Source organism: Caballeronia sp. SEWSISQ10-4 2, from assembly GCF_030464885.1.
Taxonomy (GTDB): domain Bacteria; phylum Pseudomonadota; class Gammaproteobacteria; order Burkholderiales; family Burkholderiaceae; genus Caballeronia.
In genome coordinates this window covers 59,990-78,876 of record NZ_JALPRJ010000014.1, presented here as the reverse complement: position 1 = coordinate 78,876, position 18,887 = coordinate 59,990, and the positions used below count along the sequence as shown (strand labels likewise).

Sequence of the window (18,887 nt, the reverse complement as noted above, 5' to 3'; positions counted from 1 at the left end):
GTAATTACCCATGATTCCAGGAAGTTATGCTAACGTCGATCGATTAGGATAACTATCATATTGAATGAATACGGGCAGCCAGAAAGGTGCGCTGAACACTAACAGAAATCCGGCTGCGACGACAATGCGGAACCAGACTTTACTAATATTGCCCCGATTGATTTAAGGTTCAGCGGCGATACCACACTGACGTACGATACAAGATTGGGAGCAGAAATGAGCCATTTACGATTTGATGGATGCATTGCGTTGGTGACCGGCGCCGCGCAGGGAATCGGCTTTGCCACAGCACGTCAGTTAGCGCGCGAAGGAGCGACTGTGATTGTCGCGGACAGGGCAATTGAACCTGCGCAGGCCGCAGTTCGCCAGATCAAGAACGATGGTGGCAATGCGATCTATGCAGTGCATGACCTTGAACATCGAGAGGGATCCGTTGATCTCATTAAAAATATCGAACAAGACTTTGGGCGTATTGACGTAGCCGTACACAATGTTGGAGGCACTATTTGGTCTAAACCGTACTGGGAGTATGCACCGGAGGAAATTGTTGCAGAGATCCAGCGATCTCTCTGGCCGACGCTCTGGGGGTGCCATGCCGTACTGCCGGTGATGCTGCGACAAGGTTCCGGCGCGATCGTCAATGTAGGGTCAGTGGCGACCCGGGGTATCAACCGCGTTCCTTATGCCGCAGCCAAAGGAGGCGTTGCTGCGATAACTGCCGCTCTGTCTTTGGAGTTGGGCACGACCGGTATTCGCATCAATTGCGTAGCTCCCGGTGGGGTGGATGTTGGCACCCGCGCCACACCACGCAGTTCAACGCCGCTAAGCGATATGGATATTCATGGTCTTGAAGGCGTCGTGGAACAGACGCTGCGCGACACCCCTATGGGAAGATTTGGAAGACCCGACGAACTTGCTGCCGCAATATGTTTTCTCGCCTCCAACGAGGCATCTTACATTACCGGTCAGACACTATATGTGGCAGGAGGCGGAATTGGCTAACACGCAGTTAATTCTCTCGCTCCAGCGCAACACTGCCGCGTAAAGCTGTTCAGCAAGTCAGGTCTATGCAACGTCCGACTTGATTTTCAACAAATCGCGCAGATCCGTCATAGGATCTGCGAGCGCGGCCGGATTGACTGATATCCGACGTTCAACAAGACGTTTTCCAATTCCCGTTTCAAAAGCTCGATTGACAGTAAGAACGCCTTCCACAACATTTCCATTTAAGAAAAACGCGGAAAAGTCGTCGTATTTCAAATCACCACGCACAACGATAGATAAGCTGTCGTCAAGTCTTCCAACGCCTTGAATGTTTAGATCATATTGATCCGACCAAAACCAAGCCGGCTTAAAATAATCAACCGTCAGGCCGAGCATGGACTCAGCGGCCGCGGCCGCCTGATCAGCGGCGTTTTGATATGTTTCTAAACGCACCAGGCCGCCGAAGAAGCCAGGTTGGTTGGCAACATCCCCGGCCGCAAAAACATTCATGTGACTGGTACGCGATGAGCGATCGACGACAATTCCATTGTCCACTATCAGTCCGGCGCCGGCCGCCAGTTCCGTTGCCGGAACAATGCCGATTCCAACGACTACCGCATCGCAGTCAATGCTTTCGCCATTCGATAATTCGACTGCGCGGACTTCGCCCCCTTGTTGCCGCAAGGCTAATGGCGAAACGCCAAACCTGACATGAATGCCCTTTATACGATGCTTTTCAGCGAGCCAATGACCAAAGCGTTCTCCGACCGCCCGAATCATAACCGCCGCAGCCGGTTCGACCGCGAATACTTCGCAGCCAATTTTATGAGCGCTGGCAGCAACTTCTGAGCCAATCACACCCATCCCAATGACAACAATCCTGGCCCCTGGATACAAATCCTTCGCGAGAGCATCCGCTTCATCCTTAGTTCGAAGATGATGTACATTAGGCGCATTGGCGCCGGAAAGTGGCAGCAGGCGCGCCCGGGCGCCCGTTGCCAGCAAAAATCTTTCCGCCGTAATCAGTTCACCGTCCGAAAGCCGGACGCCTCCCGCAGCAAGATCCAATTTCACAGCGCGAGCGCCAAGCCGCAGATCTACTCTATTCGTTTGATACCAATCTTCGGAATGCAGAAAAACCTTTTGCGTCGACTTGCCCGGCTCCCAAAGAACCTCTTTCGAGAGTGGCGGACGTTCATAGGGGCGCCAAGGCTCATCGCCGATTAAAGTAATTCGCCCATCAAAACCAATTTTCCGCAGGGCTTCAACGGAACGCCCTCCAGCAAGATTAGCACCTACGACGACTATTGATTTAACCATGTAACTTGCCTGTTTGCGTAATGCTTACTGATCCAACATCCCGTCTTTCCTCTTGAAGATTGAGATAACTGATTTAGTCTGTGTATAATGGGACAAAATATCATTTCCACAAACGTATCAATAACGCAATCTAAAAAATCAATCGGCCTCTTCCTCAGAGTTTGGACGTTGAATTGATATCCATCCATCGTCAATTTCAACTGGATAAGTTCGCAACTGAGTTTGGCACGGGGGCATGGTTGCGGCTCCATTTTTTATATTAAAAGCGCCTCCATGAAATGGACATTCTATAATTTCGCCATCCTGAAACCCATCCGTCAGCATGCCATTGCCGTGGGTACATCGGTTATTGGTGACGAAATACTCCCTGCCGATTTGATAGACGGCTAGACAAGGAAAAGTCGGAAAACTGATAGCGACTGGCGAACCCTCCTTAACGGAAGTGACTTCGCACAAGCGGACGTGGTCTTGCATAAATTTCCTCTAACCAGTAATTTGATCCAAGGCTACAACGGCAATATGGAGGAGAAGCCGCCATGAACAGATGCAGTTCGGTAGCAATAAAGATTGGATGGCTTCTCTTCGTTAACCTAACTCGATATCTCGGTGTCCAAGCCTAATTCCAAGAGCCAGCCTAAAGGATGAGCGCTGTAGAAGGTATATGCTTGATCCAAATGCAATTACATCCACATGCGGCCTGTAGAATGGTTCCGTTGGAGTTCCCTCGGGATCCTGCAGTTCTTGGAGACCAGGAACACGCCGTTCAGCAGCTTCTGCAGGCGAGACAACGCAATATTCGATCCCCGCCGAGAGCAGCTGCTGTTCCATTTCATCCAGTTCAACCTTACCTGCGGCACCCCAAAAAACTTCGGCATTGACTAACCGAAGTGTGAGTTCCAGTGTGGCGCCGACTGTATAACCTCAAAGCGGGTAAACAAGGTAACGCGGCAAAACGGTTGTATCAAGAACAGCCCGTCTCGACAATATCCGTCCATCGCTTTGAGAAGAGCTGAGCCGAATTTCGTCTTCATAGACTCCCGTCGCAAGAACTCCCGAGCCGCCAGTGTTCTCTGGCGTATATAGCACTGAGAAATTGGACAATACCCGGAAGCCCGAATCATCAATCTGTTCAGCACGCACTCGTTGAACGAAATGGCGCGTCTGATAATCTTCAAATGTGCCCGCCCATATTTGTTCAATATAGGTTACCCGGTCGTAAAGCCGAGCCTTGCAGTCATCCATCATCAACGCAAGCGGCAATCCCCGATTGACATTCTCGCGCGAAATACAAATATATGAAGCCATATCATCCTCCGAAAACACATCCAGCCACTTGTTCATTTCTTTGCTATCAAGCGCTTCGATGTACTTGAGGTTAATCGCATCAATGGCCGCCAATGCGTTGGCACTTATCTCACTCATGCTTCATCACTCCGCGAAAATTCCATCACCGTGCGGTAATACTCCCACCGCGCCAGATTTCCGGATTCCTCATTTTGCTGCAATTCCTGCGCGGGCAATTTCCTGAAGTCCTTCACGCCCTTCTGAAAAACGGCATTGCCTGGTGTAAAGCTCCCAGCAAAAACACGATTGAAGATCGACGCATCTTCAAGGCTGACGAGTCCTGATGGCCCAAGCAGGTTCGAGCTCTGCCGTAAGCGATGACGGAGCAATTCCTCATTGTCGTCTTGATGAGCAAAATAAGCGTAATGAACTTCAACCTTATCAACGCCAACCGGATTAGCGAACCGCAAATTGATAACATCCAAATGCTTCGTGGAAACGAACGTTGGAAACAGTTCAACAATCCGCGTACCAACGGTGGGGTCCGCCCCCTTGAATGCTATGATAGATGGATCTTTCAGCACGTTTGCCCCGGTAGAGACCGAAAGTTGGCTTTCAAAACCAATATGCCCGCGCTTCGTCGCCGTGAACTGGCGGCCTTTTCCACCCTGCCAGTTAAGCAATCCAAACGCCTTGTGTAGCAACGGGGCGTGATAGCCATCGTTATCTGCGTAGATCTTCCAGTTCGAACGGTAAGAAACTTTTTGATATCCAAGCAACTTCAACCGTCCATCCCCGCCCATCAGCTCAGCAAGGGTTGGTTTCATCTCTTCGCCGAGAAATTCAGAGAGTGACTCCGTATCTGGAGACATCGTCACGAATATCAGCCCCAGGTAGCTATCGGTGCGCGGTTGACTTAAAGGATAATCCTTCCGGTTGAACCCCGGCGAATATCCTGATTGGTTAGGGCAACCAATCAGTTGGCCTTCCGTACTGAATAGCCAGCGGTGATATGGGCACTCGAATTCCTTCTTTGTGCCGAAGGGGGCTGTCTCCAACTGATTGCCCCGATGCGAGCAATCATTAAAAAATACTCTAACCGTGCCGTCCTGTCCACGAGCAATCAGCAAGGGAACATCGACCAGCTTCGTCGTTTTGAAATCACCCGGGTTTGGCAGTTCGCTTTCATGCGCTATCGGATGCCATTCCCGGCCATAAAAAATCCGCTCGAGTTCCGCGCGATAAATATCGGGGCGAACAAAACTCTCCTTGGGAATTTCATTGAAGTTTTGTGGCCAGCTGAGATGGGGGTTTAGCGTTTGGTGAGTCATTAGTCTCCTCCTTAAATATGTCAAATTCAAACTTTGTGTGCCTGCAGAGCCTCCGGGCGCTTTCCACGCCTCCTGAAAGACAAAAACGTTTGGATCGGCATGGTCGCGGTGCAGGTGATACACAACCGAATCGTCCTCATGCCGGGTTAATGGGACCGGCGAAAGCAGGTCTTCCTGCAACGCATCCGAATGTTCTGGCTTCGCGGTTATCGTGGCGATAAGAGCGTGAGGACCAAGCTCGTCACTATCTGGAGACGGCGCTTCCAAGAACTCTTCCTTCATCCTGTCTTCTCCACGTTCCAGTTATTGTGAACGCGAGTCAAACATCGTCTTGCGTCGGTTGACACGAATCGCGGTGCTGATTTTCCGGTGTTGAATTAAGGTCGACGGTCGTCCTGATACGTGAAGCTCACAGCACCTAATCCTCCGATTACCGCCCGCACGTGGTCACCAGGTGTCATCGAAACCATGGGCCCCAGTGCGCCAGTCAACAGAATATCGCCGGCCTTGAGGCCGATGCCGAGTGAGGTCAGGGTCCTTGCCAGCCAAGCTGCCGCTTTCAGCGGATGCCCGAGACATGCAGCGCCGGCCCCTACTGAACGGATCTCGCCGTTGACCTCGAGCGCCATGCCGCATGCATAAAGATCGAGGTTGGAAAGTTTCTTATGCTCCTTGCCCAGGACAAAGTATCCGGAAGATCCATTGTCTGCGACAGTATCGGCATAAGTAATCTTCCAATCTGCAATGCGGCTGTCCACGATCTCGATGGCGGCAACCGCATAATCAGTCGCATCCGCTATGTCGTCTGGTGTTGGGTTCGACAAATCAAGGTCCCGCCCTAGTATCAGGGCGACCTCAGCCTCTGCTTTCGGTTGGATTGTTTTGGAAACCGGCAATGTTCCCCCATCGAGCACCTCCATATCCTCGAACAGCACGCCATAATCGGGAACATCAACGCCGAGCTGCGCTTGCACCGTCTTCGCAGTGAGGCCAATCTTGCGCCCTACGATGCGCCGGCCCTCCTGCTTCCAGAAACGGGTATTGATATCTTGCACAAGATAGGCAGAGTTTGCGTCGGACGCCTCAAGCCCATCACGCAGTGGCGGCACAACGCCTTGAGAATAGGCGCGCCTTAGACGTGCGGCTAATGTTTCGTGATTGATTGACATCTGATTTCTCTCTTTTCCGGTTTTGGCCGAATATGCGTCTGCGAGATTGCTTTCGACCGAATTCTATGGGGTGACATGGAATGCGACTCTGCCCAACGCCTCAGTCGTCGCGCAGACGTAGTCACCAGGCATAAGAGGATGTGCAGGCGTCGCACCACTTATCAACACAATATCTCCGGGCTGCAGGCTTGCGCCGGTGCGCTCCAGGACGCGAACGGTAGCTAACAGCGCACGTACAGGATTACCAAGGATTGCGCCGGTCGAACCGATCTGAACCGTCCTGCCGTTGATGTCGAGCAGGACGCCGAGATTTTCGATATTCGTGGAGGATTGACAGAAGCCACCAAGAATGAAGCCGGCAGCGCAAGCATTATCTGCGATCATGTCCCGTAGAGAATATTCGGCGGTGTCGTAGCGGCTATCGACAATCTCGAGTGCAGGAGCAATGGCGGCGATTGCCGCGGATGCTTCGGCCGCGCTAGCGCCGCCCTTTAATGGCTGCCCCATGATATATGCGACGCTCGGCTGGACTTGTGGCCGCAGATAGCGGCTAAGCGACAAATCGCCATCCTCGGCAACGCGCATCGCTTCGGTGAGCCACCCAAAAATAATCTCCGGCGAACCAGCGTGCCGCATGGCTGCCCGCGAGGTAAGGGTCGCTTTAACTCCCTCGCGCGTATCGCCGCGGGCGTGACGTCGCGCAATGGATGCGGTCTGGATCGCGTAGGCATCCTCTACCGTCAAGGAGACCGTGGCAGCGAGTGGAGCAATGGCTGAGGCATTACCCGTCGCTTCGTCGAGCATCTGTGCAAACTCGGACCAGTTCTTCATGCTGCGTCCCTCGATATGCCAGGCGGCAGAGCATAATCATCGGAGAATACGGCCCTGACCGTTCCGAGTCCATTGATTCGTACTTCGAATGATTCGCCCGATCCGACCGGGACCATTGACCCGAGAGCCCCGGAAAGAATGACATCGCCTGTTTTGAGCGGCAGTCCAACCTCCGCCATCTTCCGCGCGAGCCACAACGCCGCATTCACTGGATTACCCATGCTGGCCGCGCCGGCTCCGACCGAGACTGGCTCGCCCGCCTTTTCCATAACGACGCCACAAAGCCGGACATCGAAATCCGACAGGCGGACAGGCTTGGAGCCAAGCACGTACAGTCCTGCACAGGCGTTATCAGCTATGGCATCGACGAGATCGAAATCACGGTTGCGGAATCGCGAGGTACAAATCTCGATTGAAGGGAGAGCAAACTCGATTGCGAGAAGCATATCGGCAAGCGTAATTTGTGGCTCGTTCAAATCGCGACCGATGATGAACGCAACTTCTGCTTCGATGGTCGGCAGCATCAGATTCGCCATCGATATTTCTTCGGATTCGTACCGAGACATATCAGCGAATAACACCCCGTAATTCGGTTCAACGACGCCGAGCTGCCTGCGCATGGCGGCCGAGGTCGCCCCGATCTTACGGCCGACAAGCCGACGGCCCGATTTTAGCCCGGCTTGCGTAACTAGAGCTTGCACCGCATAAGCGGCGTCAAGGTCGCCGGGAGGAAGAATCGTTCGGATTGGCGCACATGGTTCGAGTGCCGCCGCGGCCTGAATCAACCGCTCCGCCGATATGACGATGTTAGGGTCTGAAGTCACTTTCTGACGCCTTGTCTGTTAGTGTTTATACGAATCCCAGCTTAGTCTGAGTTACATTTTGCTATCCTAACAATCTGAAATTGTTGTAAGCAATTTTCGTAAAACTTAATCGGAGAGATTTCAAACGATCCTCTACCACAATGAACGTCTGAGGTTGTTGTCCTCGCGGAGGAGAATCTAGGTCATAACTGAAAGAAATGACTCGATGATTTTCCGTTCGTAATAGAAAACGCCTTTTGGTATGTGCCGCGCATCCCAAGTCCGAACTGGGTGATCCGGATAGAACGTGTAACTGCCAGCAAAGACCTCGTTGCGGTTTCCAGACGGATCGAAAAAATAGATAGTTCTGCCCTGTGTTGCACCGTGGCGTGTAGGACCGATTTCGATCGACACATCGTAACGGGCGATAATATCCGCGGCATGTCCAAGGTCGTTCCAGGTCTCAAGTTCAAAGGAGACGTGGTGTAGTTTGTTTGGCTCGGGGAAGTTTAGGAAAGCGATGTCGTGCGCTTTCATGCCGCAGGAAAGGAAAACGGCCAGGGGGCCACCCTCCCCCTCAATCCGCTCCACCAAAGAAAAATCAAGCACCTCTTCAAAAAATTCCAGGACTCGCTCGATATGCGGTCCATTTAATTGGGCGTGGTCGAATCGCCGAGCACGCATGCCATGCGGTTCATGCTCCCAAACTTCGGGGTTTTGAAATGACGGACGGGGGTGAGATGGTTCGGCGGCATGATACAGCTCCATGCGATGCCCGGATTCCAATGTCCAGCCGATCCGCCGGCCGATCCCCGGCTGTTCGCCAGCAGGTACATCATCTACGTTGTAACCGAACTCCCTGATACGACGCTCGAACTCATCCAGATCGGTTTCCCGGGCAACTTTGAACGCTATTAAGTCGAAGCCTGCAGATGCCGCTTCACACAGCACGATCGAATGATGGTCTACTTCATCAGCCGCCTTAAGGTAGACGCGGCCGTCATCGCCCGTCGCGACTTTGTGCAAGCCAACGCGTTTGACATAGTGCTCAACAGAGGCGTGCAAATCGAGCACGCGAATTTGGATGAAGCCCGGACGAAGCACACCGGTAAGCGCCATGCTCTTTCTCCTCCTAGATTTTCATGAGGCCGTGGCCACGGCGGTTCGCGGTCTTGCTTTCGGCGCCGGTTCAAGCCTGAGCGTGATATCCGAAAGTGCAAAAATTGAGCAGCACAAAACGATTCCGACATCGCGATCCCGGGGCGGGACATGCTCTTGGCTCATTGCCTCGGATCGGTAATTTCCCTTTAGAACGCGCGCCCGGCAAATACCACAGCCCCCCCGACGGCAACCAATAGGTAGCTTGGTTCTCAATTCAGGGAGCCGCCCCAAGCTTTGTGCGCGTTCAAGCGAGACAAGGACACGCTCATCGGAAAAAGCGGGAACGTGACCCACTCCATCTATTGTTACGACAAAAGACGCCGGGGCAGCGTTAAACGGCGCTTTCCCATCCGACCGGTCTTGGGGCCGATCAAATTCCATCCCAGCCTCCCCAATCAATTTGGTCGCCAACTCTTCTTGGCAAAAAAACAAACTCATAGCGTTCAACGGATCGTATCGCCGGAAATATCTGCTGTCAACGAAAATATCGAGATTTAACTTAACAATCGTAAATACGTAATTTTTCATACATTCGAGACTTGCACGAATCTTCTGAGATTGTTAGCATATTCAGAATACGTTGTCCTTCGCCATGCAATTCTCGGTGGTCGAGAGGACTGAGAAGGTGGTCGAGCGGACTGAGAATGGGGCACGTCAATGAGAGTGATCGAACCGCAGCGCCGGGATGGCGTATCGGCGCGTAGTCTGGTCGAAGCAGCGTATGTCGCTTTGCGCGATGACATCATGAATGGCACCTTGGCCCCTGGTGAAAGGCTTCGTGTGGAAATTCTTAAAGACCGCTACGGCGTCGGTGCCTCCACCCTACGGGAGGCGTTGACCCGCCTTGGGGGCGAAGCTTTAGTAACATCCGAAGAGCAGCGCGGCTTTCGCGTGGCGGGCACCTCATTGGCTGATTTCATCGACTTAAGCAAGACTCGAAAGTTCATCGAGGTTGAAGCTGTGCGCCAATCGATTCTGGCCGCAAATGACAGTTGGGAAGGAAACTTGGTTCTCGCCTATCACCGTCTTTCCAAAGTCGAACAAAAACTGGCAAGCCCCTCTCCGAGCTTGATCACGGACTATGAGCAATGCAACCGAGAGTTCCATCGGGCACTGGTAGCCGCGTGCCCTTTACGATGGCTCTTGCAGTTTCAGGCGGTCCTCTTTCAGCAATCCGAACGTTATCGACGTATTTCCCTAGTGCATACTGAAATAGAGCGCGATGTCCACGCGGAGCATAAGGCCATTGTGGAAGCCGCGCTGGCGCGCGACGTTGCAACTACCTGCCGGCTCGAGGGCGAGCACATCGAACGAGCAGTTGAGAAGCTGACTGCGATCATTTCCCGCGACGAATAGGCAGCAATCTAAAGCCAACGACATTCGGCGCTAAAGCCCGATCAGACTGTTCGGGTAGAGGGAAAATGGTGACGAGTTCCCCTTGTTCCAGCTTGCCAGGGCCTCGCACGCTGCAAACAGATGGCAACTCGGAATGCAGCGGGTACAGGCCCTGCGCGACGAGAATGTCGCTGAAGTTGATTGGGGCATACTCGACGCCGACCAACACCCGGCCCGCGCCCGAACTGGCGGGTTCCGGCAACTCACGGAATTCAAGTCCCGTTGCTGGTTCGCCATATGCAGTAAGCACAACACCTTTCATGATGAAACTCCTCTTCGACGAACGCCTAAGTCGGCACAGCGCCCGGGCATGCCTTATACGGCTTCGGTTTGCGGAATGTCAGCCAATCCGTCGCGGAAGAACACGCGCGCTGTCACCACGATGTTCAGAGCCTCGTGTAGCAGCTTGATCTTTCCGTTTTCGACGTGGGAACAAGCTGGAGATGCAACGCATACAGAGATGCAATTTCGGTACGCCCTTTGTATTGCCACTGCATGCCGGGGTCCCGCCAGATACGGAAGCTCGATAACCCCATCTTCAGCGAACAAGGCGGCCTCCTTCGGAGCGAATGAATCGACGCTCAGATCTGCGCTCTGCCGCCATCCACGAAGAGCTCGATGCCCGTGACGAAACTCGAGTCATCCGAAGCGAGAAAGAGGGCAGCTTTGGCGACTTCGTCGGGTTCCCCCATGCGTCCCATCGGGATGGTAGATAAAATCCTCGCCATAGCGTCCTGAGGCTGCTCACCAATGATCGGGGTATCAATTGGGCCCGGGCTAAGGACGTTTGAACGGATGCAACGATCCTTCAGCTCCACGGTCCATCCCCGCACGAAATTGCGGATGGCCGCCTTGGTCGCGCCGTATACCCAAAAGGCAGGCGTCCCTTTGGCGCTCGCGACGGAGCCCGTGAGAATGATCGATCCGCCGTCATTCAAGAGCGGCAGGGCTTTTTGGACGGTGAAGAGCACTCCCTTCACGTTGGTACTGAACAGTTTGTCGAAATGCGCTTCGGTGATATTGCCCAGAGCGGCGAACTCAGCGATGCCGGCGTTGGCGAAGACGATGTCGATTCTTCGCCCTGTCGCGTTGACGCTCTCATAGAGACGATCAAGATCGGCCAAATCGGCGACGTCTCCCTGGATACCAGTCACATTGTCCCCGATGACCCTCACGGCTTCGTCGAGCTCCTTCTGGCGACGGCCGGTGATGAAGACGTAGGCGCCCTCGGCGACGAAGAGCTTCGCGGCGGCCAAGCCTATCCCCGACGAGCCGCCGGTGATGACGGCTACCTTTCCCTGCAACTTACCCATAGCGATTACTCCGTTGATTGATAATTCCGATTGGCAGTGCCTCTGGGCTGGCGCTCAACTGCCGAGAAATAACGGAGCGCCTATGCTCCGCTGCATTCGAGGGTGGTTTGCGCATATCGACCAACGCTGATCAGCTAGTCGATCATCTCCTTGGCCGTCCGGCGCGCTAGACCTCGAACCGGAACGCCGCCCCGTCGCGCTTCACGTGTCCAGCTGTCGGCGCGGCATAGTGGGTGCCGATAACCAGGATCGGCTGGTCGGCCCATTCGGCGAACAGCTTCGCCCGGGTGGCCGTCGCGGCTTGGGTGTCGCTTTCGAGGCTCGTCATCCAGTGGGGGTGCGCCATTTGGCAAGGATGATGAGTTATGTCGCCGGTGATCACCGCGTTCTGCCCTTCCGATTCGATCATCACGCTGACATGGCCTGGCGTGTGCCCGGGGGTTGATGTCAGGCGTACCTCGGGCGAGATTCGATGATCCATCTCCACCAGTTCGGCTAAGCCGGCTTCGAAGATCGGTCGAACGCTGTCTCCCATGACCGCCTGCTGCTCAGCGTCGCCTTCTGTGCTCCAATGCTCGAATTCGCGCTTGCCGATCAGGTATCGGGCCTTGGGGAAGGTCGGGATCCATTGGCCGTCCATCAACATGGTGTTCCAGCCGACGTGGTCCACGTGCAGGTGGGTGCAGATCACGACGTCGACGATGTCGCGGCTCCAGCCCGCATCTGCCAGATGTTGAAGGAACGACGTCGCCAGCGGGTTTCCGCCCGTCAAATGGCGCGGCTTGTCGTTGCCGATGCACGTATCGACCACCAGTCTCAACCCTGGCGCCTCAACTAGCAGCGCTTGGACGGACGCGATGAGGGTGCCATCCTCCGTGGCGAGGTGCGGGAACAGCCAGGGGCTGGTCCCTAGCGCCTCCGGCGTCGCCTCAGGCAGGAGGCTGCCGTCGGGAAAGGGGATCACGATCTCGACCACACAGGTTATCTTCACCGAGCCCACCTGCCAACTCAACATAACGACCTCCTCATGGTTGCATCGCGTCGAGGAAAACTTCGTCCGCTCCGCTTGACCCGCTTCGGCCAAGGTTCGGCGAATCGCACCCCAATGGAAAAGGTGCGCACGGGAGCGGTGAATATCCGCTGGTCTTGTCGATCACATCGTTAAAATGACTTTGCCAAACGGCCGATCCTCTATCAGGTGACGCAGGGCTTCGCCCGCTTCGGCGAGGGGGTAGACCCGCTCGACGATCGGCTTGACGGATCCGTTGCCGATCAGCGAGAGAATGTCCTGCCACGCCGCGGCAATCGTGGTCGGTGATTGGGCGAACAGGGAGAAACCGGTCATCCGCGCGCGCTTCCAGATCAGGTCCGTCACATCAATCGTCGTTTTGCGTCCAGCCGAATACCCCAACGTGGTCAACACACCGCCGTGACCAAGGCTGCTCAGCGCCTCACTGGTCACGGTCCCGCCGATGCTGTCGATGACGATATCGACGCCCTTGCCGGCCGTTATCCGGCGAACGCCGTCGGCGAGACCTTCCGTCGTCAGGTCAATTACGTGGTCGAAACCATGCTCGCGTGCCCTGGCCGCTTTGGCCGCGCTGCCAGCCGTCGAAATCACTTTGCCAGCACCCTGCGCCCGCGCAAGCTGATAGGTTGCGTTCCCGACCGACCCGCCGATCCCAGGAGCGAGCAACGTCTTGCCCGGCGCAAATCCGGCCTGCGTCAGCGTGATCTGCGCCGTCAGATAGGCCGCTGGAAGGCTGGCCGCGACGACATCGTCGATCGCGTCGGGCACGAGCGCCAGATGTTCAGGTCTGACCAGCAGCCAGTCTTGCCACGCGCCGTTCTCACCAACGCCATAAGGCCCCGTGAACATTACGCGGCTTCCCACCGCGAGACCGGAATCGCCGGCGTCCTCAATGACACCCGCGCCCTCATTGCCGAGCACCAGCGGCGCCGTGGCTCGAGGATGTCCACCCGACAGGATCGTGTACTCGAGCGGCGTGACACCGGCTGCCGTGACGCGGACAAGCACTCTGTCCGCTGTCGGTTGCGGCTTGGGCAATTCGGACTGCCGCAGCCCGCCATAGCCCGAAAAAGCTTTTGCCTCGATCGCACGCATCGTCACTCTCTTTTAAAGTTACAGACCTGTTAGTTACTTGAACGTTACAGACAAGTCTGTTACTTTGTCAATCAGAAAATCGAAATGCGAGGAGCTGGCGAATATGAAGGCAGAAACCCGACCCCGTCGGGGCGCCCCGCCGAAGGGCGAAGTGAGCGCGCGCGAGCGTATCCTCGCGACGGCAAGCGACTTGTTCTACCGCGAGGGCATCCGCGCCATCGGTGTTGACACGGTCGTCGAGCAATCCGGCGTGTCGAAGACGAGCCTCTATCGCCTGTTTGGCTCCAAGGACGATTTGATCGCCGCTTTCGCCGCCGAAAAAGATCGGTCGTTCTGGGCGTGGTGGGATCGCACTGAGGCGCTGCACGCCGATGACCCTCGCGCTTTGCTGGAGGCGCTGTTGTCTGGAATAGTGAAGCGGATCGGGAGCCCCGCTTATCGCGGCTGTCCGTTCCTGAACCTGGTGACGGAGTTTCCTGACGACAACCATCCTGGCCGGGTCATTGCCCGGAACAACAAGGACGAAATGCGAGCCCGGCTCGCAACCATCGTTGCCAAGCTGGGCGTCAGCGACCCCGACCGTACCGCGTCTCAGATCGCGCTACTCATCAACGGCGCGTACGTCACAGGCCTAATGGCAAAATCGGCTGATTTGAGGGGCTACCTCGTCGATGCCGTCGTGAAATTGTTGGCTTAGTGGTTCGGCGAAGCACCTCGGAGAGACAAGTGGCGTGCTGCCTCGCCCTGTCACGGTAAATATGGACAGGCGCACGAGTACGAACGCGATCATTTGCTGGAATCGGTTCTTGCCTCGAGTGCGTAGACGACGGCCGCCATGTCGGACTGCCCGTGCCCCAACGCCTGCGTCTCACCGAATAGCGCGTAGCAGGCATCCAATAGCGGCGACGCGACCCCGGCTTCCCTGGCCGCTTCCGCAATCAATCGATTGACCTTCAGCACATTGGTGATCGACCCCTGGACATCGAAGTCACGCATCACCAGCTTGAGAATTTTCACGCGTGAGATGTCGCTCGCCATCTGACCGGCGTCGACGATGGCGCGGAACTGCTGCATGTCCAGGCCATGCCGTTCCGCGAAATGAGCCGCTTCTGCAAGGCCTGTGACCGTGGTCATCAGAAACAGGTTCACCGCGAGCTTCATGAAAAGCCCGCTCGGAACCGGACCGCACACAATCGTCTGGTGGCAGATTGGCTCGAGCAGAGGGCGGATGCTTTCGACAGCCGCGTCTTCGCCCGCCAGCATCGCCACGAGCTGGCCCGCCTCGGCGGGCTTGCGCGAGCCCGAAACAGGCGCTTCCACATAGGTGCCGCCGGCGTTGCGAATGTCGGCTTCGAGTCCGCGCGAGTAGTCGGGCGAGGTCGTCCCCATGTTGACGATCGTGTGGTGCGCGATGTTCGCGCTGAACTCCGAGGTGCCGCGGCCGAGGACCGCGTCGATTGCGTCGCCGTCGACCAGCATCAGGAATACCACTCGGGTCCGTTTATATATCTCGGCAGGATTCGTCGCGACGGTTGCGCCCGCCGCTCCCAAAGACTCGCATCTGTCAACGGAGCGATTCCAGACAATGAGTTGCGTGCCTGCGCGGGCCAGATTGAGCGCCATAGGCTGTCCCATGACGCCCAAGCCGATGAAACCGATGTCCATATTTACCTCAATCCTAAGGTGGTTAGCGCTTGGGGCAACGCGGTCGGATACGTTGTCGCGCAATCCCGCTTTGCGGTATCAAGACGAATGTTGTTTCCGGCGCGGCACGACCATGTTCACGACATGCACCAGCACGGCCTCGTCGTCCTGGTTCAGCGTGGTCGTTCGGAGCTTGATCAGGCCTTGCTCTGGACGAGACTTTGACGGTCTCACCTCGATCACCTCGCACTCGACGCGCAACTCGTCACCGGGGCGCACTGGCCGGGGCCAACGACACTCGTCGAGGCCAGCGCCGACGAAGCCGCCAGCCGGCTTGAGTTCGGTCTCAATCATTAACCGCATCGTCACGGCGGCTGTGTGCCAGCCGCTGGCGGCCAGCCCACCGAAAATCGAGCGCCCCGCCGCCGCCTCATTGAGGTGGAAGGGCTGTGGATCGAATTCGGCAGCGAACGCGAGGATCCGCTCCTTGTCGATGCGCAATCGCCCTGAACCGAACGTTTGCCCCACTGCAAAATCTTCTAGATAGCGCTCGCTCAACTGATCCATGATTCAGTTCCAGCTTTACGCCATGGCTTCGACATTAACGATTTCCTGCGACAGCCTGAGAAGGTCCCTGCTTCTATTACCTGCATGGCTATTCCTCATAAAGTGACTAACCTGTAAGTTTCTTTAATGTTACGAACAGGTCTGTTACTTTGTCAAGCGAGAAATCGGACTGAGAGGAGCTTGAGGATATGAACGCAGGAGCTCGACCTCGGCGGGGAGCCCCGCCCAAGGGCGAAGTGAGCGCGCGCGAGCGTATCCACGCCACGGGGGGCGCTTGCCTTGCTCCTGTCGAAGCTCGTGGTCGTCGGCACAGGCCTCGCCGCCGTTGCCAAAGTACGCTTCGCTCGCGAAACATTTGCCTTTCTCTGCGGTGCGAGCGAAAACGGCACGCGCACTGCAGCGGGTCCTGAACTGCACTCGCCGTGACGCATCATGCGCGCTGCGCCCGATCGACCCGTTACTGCGGCAGCGCGTAGGCCATCACGTAATCGCCGAGTTTGGTGCCGAACGAACCGTGGCCGCCTGCGGCGATCACGATGTACTGACGGCCGTCGACGGAATAGCTCATCGGCGTGGCCTGGCCGCCCGCGGGCAGACGCGCGCGCCAGAGTTCCTTGCCGTTGTTCGCGTCGAACGCGCGGATGTAGTTGTCCGCCGTCGCGCCAATGAACACGACACCGCCCGCAGTGACGATCGGACCGCCCAGCATCGGCATGCCCATCTTGAACGGCAGCGGAATCGGCGAGCTGTCGCGCACCGTGCCGATGCGCTTCTTCCACACGATCTCATTTGTCTTGAGATCAATCGCAGAGATGTAGCCCCACGCCGGTTGCTTGCATGGCAGGCCGAACGGAGAGAGAAACGGGTTCAGCGTCACGCCGTACGGCACGCCGTATTGCGGCTGGATGCCCGCTTCCGTGCCGCTCCCCTTCGCGCCCGGCTGCGGCTGCATCGGGTTGCCCGGGCCGCGCGGGATCAGGCGCGAGACGAATGGCAGCGCGATCGGGTTGGCGATAGCGATCTGGCGGTCGATGTCGACGGCAATACCGCCCCACTCGAACATGCCCAGGTTGCCCGGGAACACCAGCGTGCCCTGCAGCGACGGCGGCGTGAACGTGCCCTCGTAACGCAGCTTGTGGAACATCACACGGCACACGAGCTGGTCGTACATCGTCGCTCCCCACATGTCGGCGTCGGTGAGCAACTTCTTCGGGCGAAACGTGAGATCGGAGAACGGCTGTGTCGGCGCAACGTGGTCGCCGGGAGCGGCGCCTTGCGGCACTGGCGTTTCGGGCGCCGGCACGACTAGCGCACCGGTGCGGCGGTCGAGCACGAACAGGTTGCCGGTCTTGGCCGGCGCGTACACGACCGGCACGGTCTTGCCGTCCTTGTCGGTGATGTCGGCGAGCGTGGGCTGCGACGGCTGGTCCATGTCCCACAGGTCGTGGTGTGCGGTCTGGTAGAACCAGGCAAGCTTGCCGGTCGAGGCGTGAAGTGCGAGCAGGCCGCTCGCGTAATGCTCCTGCTCCGGCGTGCGGTTGCCGCCCCAGATATCCGGCGTCGTCACACCCATCGGCAGATAGACGATGTCGAGCTTCGCGTCGTAAGCGGACGGCGCCCACGAGTTCGGCGAGTTAAACGTGTAGTGCTCGCCCGCACCCGGAATCTTGTTCGGGTCCTGCGCGCCCGGATCGAACGCCCACAGCAGCTCGCCCGTGCGCACGTCGAAGCCACGGATTACGCCCGACGGCTCACGGGTCGAGAAGTTGTCTTCGACCGCGCCCGCCACGACGATCACCTTGCTGGTGATAATCGACGGCGAGGTGGGCTCGTACATGCCCGGCGTCGTGACCGGCTGTGCGTGCTGCAGGTCGAGGTCGCCGTTGTTGCCGAAGCCCGCGCAGCGCTCGCCCGTCTGCGCGTCAAGCGCGTAGAGGTGGCCGTCGTTGACGGGCAGATAGATGCGGCGCGTACAGGCGCCGTTGGCCGACGCTGCCACCGTCGCTGCCGAGGCAGCGTCGCTCGCGGGCGCGGCGGGCTCTGCCGTCACGGTGCTCGCCGAGAGATCGGCATACGACACGCCGCGGCAGGTCACGTGCTGGAACGACGGATCGGGTTGCAGCTTCGGGTCGAACTTCCACTTCTGCTCGCCCGTCTTTGCATCGAGCGCGAACAGGATCTGGTGCGGCGAGCACAGATAGAGCAGATCGCCGATCTTGATCGGCGTGACTTCATTGGTGATCTCGACCGGATCGTTCGGGCCTTTCATGTCGCCCGTGCGGAAGGCCCAGGCCACCTGCAGGTTCTTTACGTTTTCCGGCGTAATCTGCTGCAGTGGCGAATAGCGCGTTCCTTCCTGGGTGCGGCCATAGGCGGGCCAGTCGGCGGGATCAATGCCGTTGGGATTTGCCGCGGGTGTTGCGGCCGCTGCGTTCAGCGTGCCATTGACCGTCTGCGGATCGTTGAAGCTCGCGTAGACCAGCACGCCCGCCCAGATCACAAGCGCGCCGACGAGCGACGTCACGCCGAGTTTGCGCGGCGCGCTGAGCCGCCAGCTCACGAGCAGCAACAGCCACACGCCGAACACGACGAGCACGCCGGAGCGCGGTGCGAGCGCCCAGAAGTCGGGACCCGACTCCCACAGCGCCCAGATCGCCGTGCCGACGAGCACAAGCGCGTAGAGCCCGAGAGCCGCCGGACTGCGGCGGTACAGCAGCCAGGACACGCCGAGCAGCACGACGCCGGTCACGACGTAATACGCCGATCCGCCGAGCGAGAGCAGCCATGCGCCCCCTATCAGCAGATAGAGCGCGGTTATCGCGGTGAACAGTAGTGTGATGACGCTGATGAAACCCGGCGATGTCGATTGTCTGGACATGATGATCTCAACCTTCTTTGAGGACGTTGCTCGCACCGCCTGTCGCGCGATGACCGTTGCGCTCGGGCATACCGGAAATACG

The 18,887-nt window shown here is 57.1% G+C and carries 19 protein-coding genes; 3 read left to right on the top strand and 16 right to left on the bottom strand.

The annotated features are described in order from the left end of the window. The first annotated feature begins 216 nt into the window (after positions 1-216). Positions 217-1,002, top strand: a complete 786-nt coding sequence (locus M0D69_RS12025; RefSeq protein WP_301782239.1) for a 1,6-dihydroxycyclohexa-2,4-diene-1-carboxylate dehydrogenase — start codon at positions 217-219, stop codon at positions 1,000-1,002. A 63-nt stretch (positions 1,003-1,065) separates the two neighbouring features. Here the strand turns inward: M0D69_RS12025 and M0D69_RS12020 are convergent, their stop codons facing one another. The 9 genes from M0D69_RS12020 to M0D69_RS43735 form a co-directional block, all read right to left on the bottom strand. Beyond that, positions 1,066-2,304, bottom strand: coding sequence for an NAD(P)/FAD-dependent oxidoreductase (locus M0D69_RS12020; protein ID WP_301782238.1), 1,239 nt, complete (start codon positions 2,302-2,304; stop codon positions 1,066-1,068). A gap of 138 nt (positions 2,305-2,442) precedes the next feature. Then, complete coding sequence (locus M0D69_RS43740; RefSeq protein ID WP_367619704.1) at positions 2,443-2,778, bottom strand: non-heme iron oxygenase ferredoxin subunit; 336 nt, start codon at positions 2,776-2,778, stop codon at positions 2,443-2,445. A gap of 447 nt (positions 2,779-3,225) precedes the next feature. Continuing rightward, a complete protein-coding gene (locus tag M0D69_RS12015) occupies positions 3,226-3,726 on the bottom strand; it encodes an aromatic-ring-hydroxylating dioxygenase subunit beta (RefSeq protein ID WP_301782237.1) in 501 nt (166 codons plus the stop codon). Beyond that, a complete protein-coding gene (locus tag M0D69_RS12010; RefSeq protein ID WP_301782236.1) occupies positions 3,723-5,201 on the bottom strand; it encodes a Rieske 2Fe-2S domain-containing protein in 1,479 nt (492 codons plus the stop codon). The genes M0D69_RS12015 and M0D69_RS12010 overlap by 4 nt, the downstream gene beginning before the upstream one ends. 95 nt (positions 5,202-5,296) lie before the next feature. Next, on the bottom strand, positions 5,297-6,088 hold the full coding sequence (locus tag M0D69_RS12005; RefSeq protein WP_301782235.1) for a 2-keto-4-pentenoate hydratase: 792 nt from the start codon (positions 6,086-6,088) through the stop codon (positions 5,297-5,299). 63 nt (positions 6,089-6,151) lie between these two features. After that, the gene (locus M0D69_RS12000; RefSeq protein WP_301782234.1) at positions 6,152-6,919 is read right to left on the bottom strand and encodes a 2-keto-4-pentenoate hydratase; all 768 of its coding nucleotides are present in this window, start codon (positions 6,917-6,919) and stop codon (positions 6,152-6,154) included. Next, positions 6,916-7,743 (bottom strand): 2-keto-4-pentenoate hydratase, encoded by an 828-nt coding sequence (locus tag M0D69_RS11995; protein WP_301782233.1) that lies wholly within the window; start codon positions 7,741-7,743, stop codon positions 6,916-6,918. Before M0D69_RS11995 ends, M0D69_RS12000 begins: the two co-directional genes overlap by 4 nt. Positions 7,744-7,920: 177 nt before the next feature. Then, complete coding sequence (locus tag M0D69_RS11990) at positions 7,921-8,841, bottom strand: catechol 2,3-dioxygenase (RefSeq protein WP_301782232.1); 921 nt, start codon at positions 8,839-8,841, stop codon at positions 7,921-7,923. A gap of 21 nt (positions 8,842-8,862) precedes the next feature. Continuing rightward, positions 8,863-9,264, bottom strand: coding sequence for a 2Fe-2S iron-sulfur cluster-binding protein (locus M0D69_RS43735; protein WP_367619706.1), 402 nt, complete (start codon positions 9,262-9,264; stop codon positions 8,863-8,865). Positions 9,265-9,540: 276 nt separating this feature from the next. On the opposite strand from M0D69_RS43735, the gene M0D69_RS11985 reads away from it, so the two are divergent. Further along, complete coding sequence (locus M0D69_RS11985) at positions 9,541-10,239, top strand: GntR family transcriptional regulator (RefSeq protein ID WP_301782231.1); 699 nt, start codon at positions 9,541-9,543, stop codon at positions 10,237-10,239. Here the strand turns inward: M0D69_RS11985 and M0D69_RS11980 are convergent. From M0D69_RS11980 to M0D69_RS11965, 4 genes are all read right to left on the bottom strand, one after another. After that, positions 10,220-10,540, bottom strand: coding sequence for a hypothetical protein (locus M0D69_RS11980; protein WP_301782230.1), 321 nt, complete (start codon positions 10,538-10,540; stop codon positions 10,220-10,222). The two genes, M0D69_RS11985 and M0D69_RS11980, sit on opposite strands and share 20 nt — an antisense overlap. 319 nt (positions 10,541-10,859) lie before the next feature. Continuing rightward, a complete protein-coding gene (locus M0D69_RS11975; protein ID WP_301782229.1) occupies positions 10,860-11,591 on the bottom strand; it encodes an SDR family oxidoreductase in 732 nt (243 codons plus the stop codon). Positions 11,592-11,757: 166 nt separating this feature from the next. Continuing rightward, positions 11,758-12,606, bottom strand: coding sequence for an MBL fold metallo-hydrolase (locus M0D69_RS11970; protein WP_301782228.1), 849 nt, complete (start codon positions 12,604-12,606; stop codon positions 11,758-11,760). Positions 12,607-12,744: 138 nt separating this feature from the next. Next, a complete protein-coding gene (locus M0D69_RS11965) occupies positions 12,745-13,716 on the bottom strand; it encodes a zinc-binding alcohol dehydrogenase family protein (RefSeq protein ID WP_301782227.1) in 972 nt (323 codons plus the stop codon). Between the two features lie 103 nt (positions 13,717-13,819). On the opposite strand from M0D69_RS11965, the gene M0D69_RS11960 reads away from it, so the two are divergent. Continuing rightward, entirely contained in the window at positions 13,820-14,413 is a 594-nt protein-coding gene (locus M0D69_RS11960) for a TetR/AcrR family transcriptional regulator (RefSeq protein ID WP_301782226.1), read from the top strand. 89 nt (positions 14,414-14,502) lie between these two features. Here the strand turns inward: M0D69_RS11960 and M0D69_RS11955 are convergent, their stop codons facing one another. From M0D69_RS11955 to M0D69_RS11945, 3 genes are all read right to left on the bottom strand, one after another. Then, positions 14,503-15,381 carry an NAD(P)-dependent oxidoreductase gene (locus M0D69_RS11955; protein ID WP_301782225.1) on the bottom strand — a complete coding sequence of 293 codons (879 nt, stop codon included), beginning with the start codon at positions 15,379-15,381 and terminating at the stop codon, positions 14,503-14,505. A gap of 78 nt (positions 15,382-15,459) precedes the next feature. Continuing rightward, positions 15,460-15,918, bottom strand: coding sequence for a MaoC family dehydratase (locus M0D69_RS11950; protein ID WP_301782286.1), 459 nt, complete (start codon positions 15,916-15,918; stop codon positions 15,460-15,462). A gap of 466 nt (positions 15,919-16,384) precedes the next feature. After that, entirely contained in the window at positions 16,385-18,805 is a 2,421-nt protein-coding gene (locus M0D69_RS11945) for a glucose/quinate/shikimate family membrane-bound PQQ-dependent dehydrogenase (protein ID WP_301782224.1), read from the bottom strand. Positions 18,806-18,887: the final 82 nt, after the last annotated feature.

Excerpts from the sequence above, each read along its gene's own strand:
- M0D69_RS12025 (WP_301782239.1), top strand. The coding sequence starts at position 217 with ATGAGCCATTTACGATTTGATGGATGCATTGCGTTGGTGACCGGCGCC.
- M0D69_RS12020 (WP_301782238.1), bottom strand. The coding sequence starts at position 2,304 with ATGGTTAAATCAATAGTCGTCGTAGGTGCTAATCTTGCTGGAGGGCGT.
- M0D69_RS43740 (WP_367619704.1), bottom strand. The coding sequence starts at position 2,778 with ATGCAAGACCACGTCCGCTTGTGCGAAGTCACTTCCGTTAAGGAGGGT.
- M0D69_RS12015 (WP_301782237.1), bottom strand. The coding sequence starts at position 3,726 with ATGAGTGAGATAAGTGCCAACGCATTGGCGGCCATTGATGCGATTAAC.
- M0D69_RS12010 (WP_301782236.1), bottom strand. The coding sequence starts at position 5,201 with ATGAAGGAAGAGTTCTTGGAAGCGCCGTCTCCAGATAGTGACGAGCTT.
- M0D69_RS12005 (WP_301782235.1), bottom strand. The coding sequence starts at position 6,088 with ATGTCAATCAATCACGAAACATTAGCCGCACGTCTAAGGCGCGCCTAT.
- M0D69_RS12000 (WP_301782234.1), bottom strand. The coding sequence starts at position 6,919 with ATGAAGAACTGGTCCGAGTTTGCACAGATGCTCGACGAAGCGACGGGT.
- M0D69_RS11990 (WP_301782232.1), bottom strand. The coding sequence starts at position 8,841 with ATGGCGCTTACCGGTGTGCTTCGTCCGGGCTTCATCCAAATTCGCGTG.
- M0D69_RS43735 (WP_367619706.1), bottom strand. The coding sequence starts at position 9,264 with ATGGAATTTGATCGGCCCCAAGACCGGTCGGATGGGAAAGCGCCGTTT.
- M0D69_RS11985 (WP_301782231.1), top strand. The coding sequence starts at position 9,541 with ATGAGAGTGATCGAACCGCAGCGCCGGGATGGCGTATCGGCGCGTAGT.
- M0D69_RS11980 (WP_301782230.1), bottom strand. The coding sequence starts at position 10,540 with ATGAAAGGTGTTGTGCTTACTGCATATGGCGAACCAGCAACGGGACTT.
- M0D69_RS11975 (WP_301782229.1), bottom strand. The coding sequence starts at position 11,591 with ATGGGTAAGTTGCAGGGAAAGGTAGCCGTCATCACCGGCGGCTCGTCG.
- M0D69_RS11970 (WP_301782228.1), bottom strand. The coding sequence starts at position 12,606 with ATGTTGAGTTGGCAGGTGGGCTCGGTGAAGATAACCTGTGTGGTCGAG.
- M0D69_RS11965 (WP_301782227.1), bottom strand. The coding sequence starts at position 13,716 with ATGCGTGCGATCGAGGCAAAAGCTTTTTCGGGCTATGGCGGGCTGCGG.
- M0D69_RS11960 (WP_301782226.1), top strand. The coding sequence starts at position 13,820 with ATGAAGGCAGAAACCCGACCCCGTCGGGGCGCCCCGCCGAAGGGCGAA.
- M0D69_RS11955 (WP_301782225.1), bottom strand. The coding sequence starts at position 15,381 with ATGGACATCGGTTTCATCGGCTTGGGCGTCATGGGACAGCCTATGGCG.
- M0D69_RS11945 (WP_301782224.1), bottom strand. The coding sequence starts at position 18,805 with ATGTCCAGACAATCGACATCGCCGGGTTTCATCAGCGTCATCACACTA.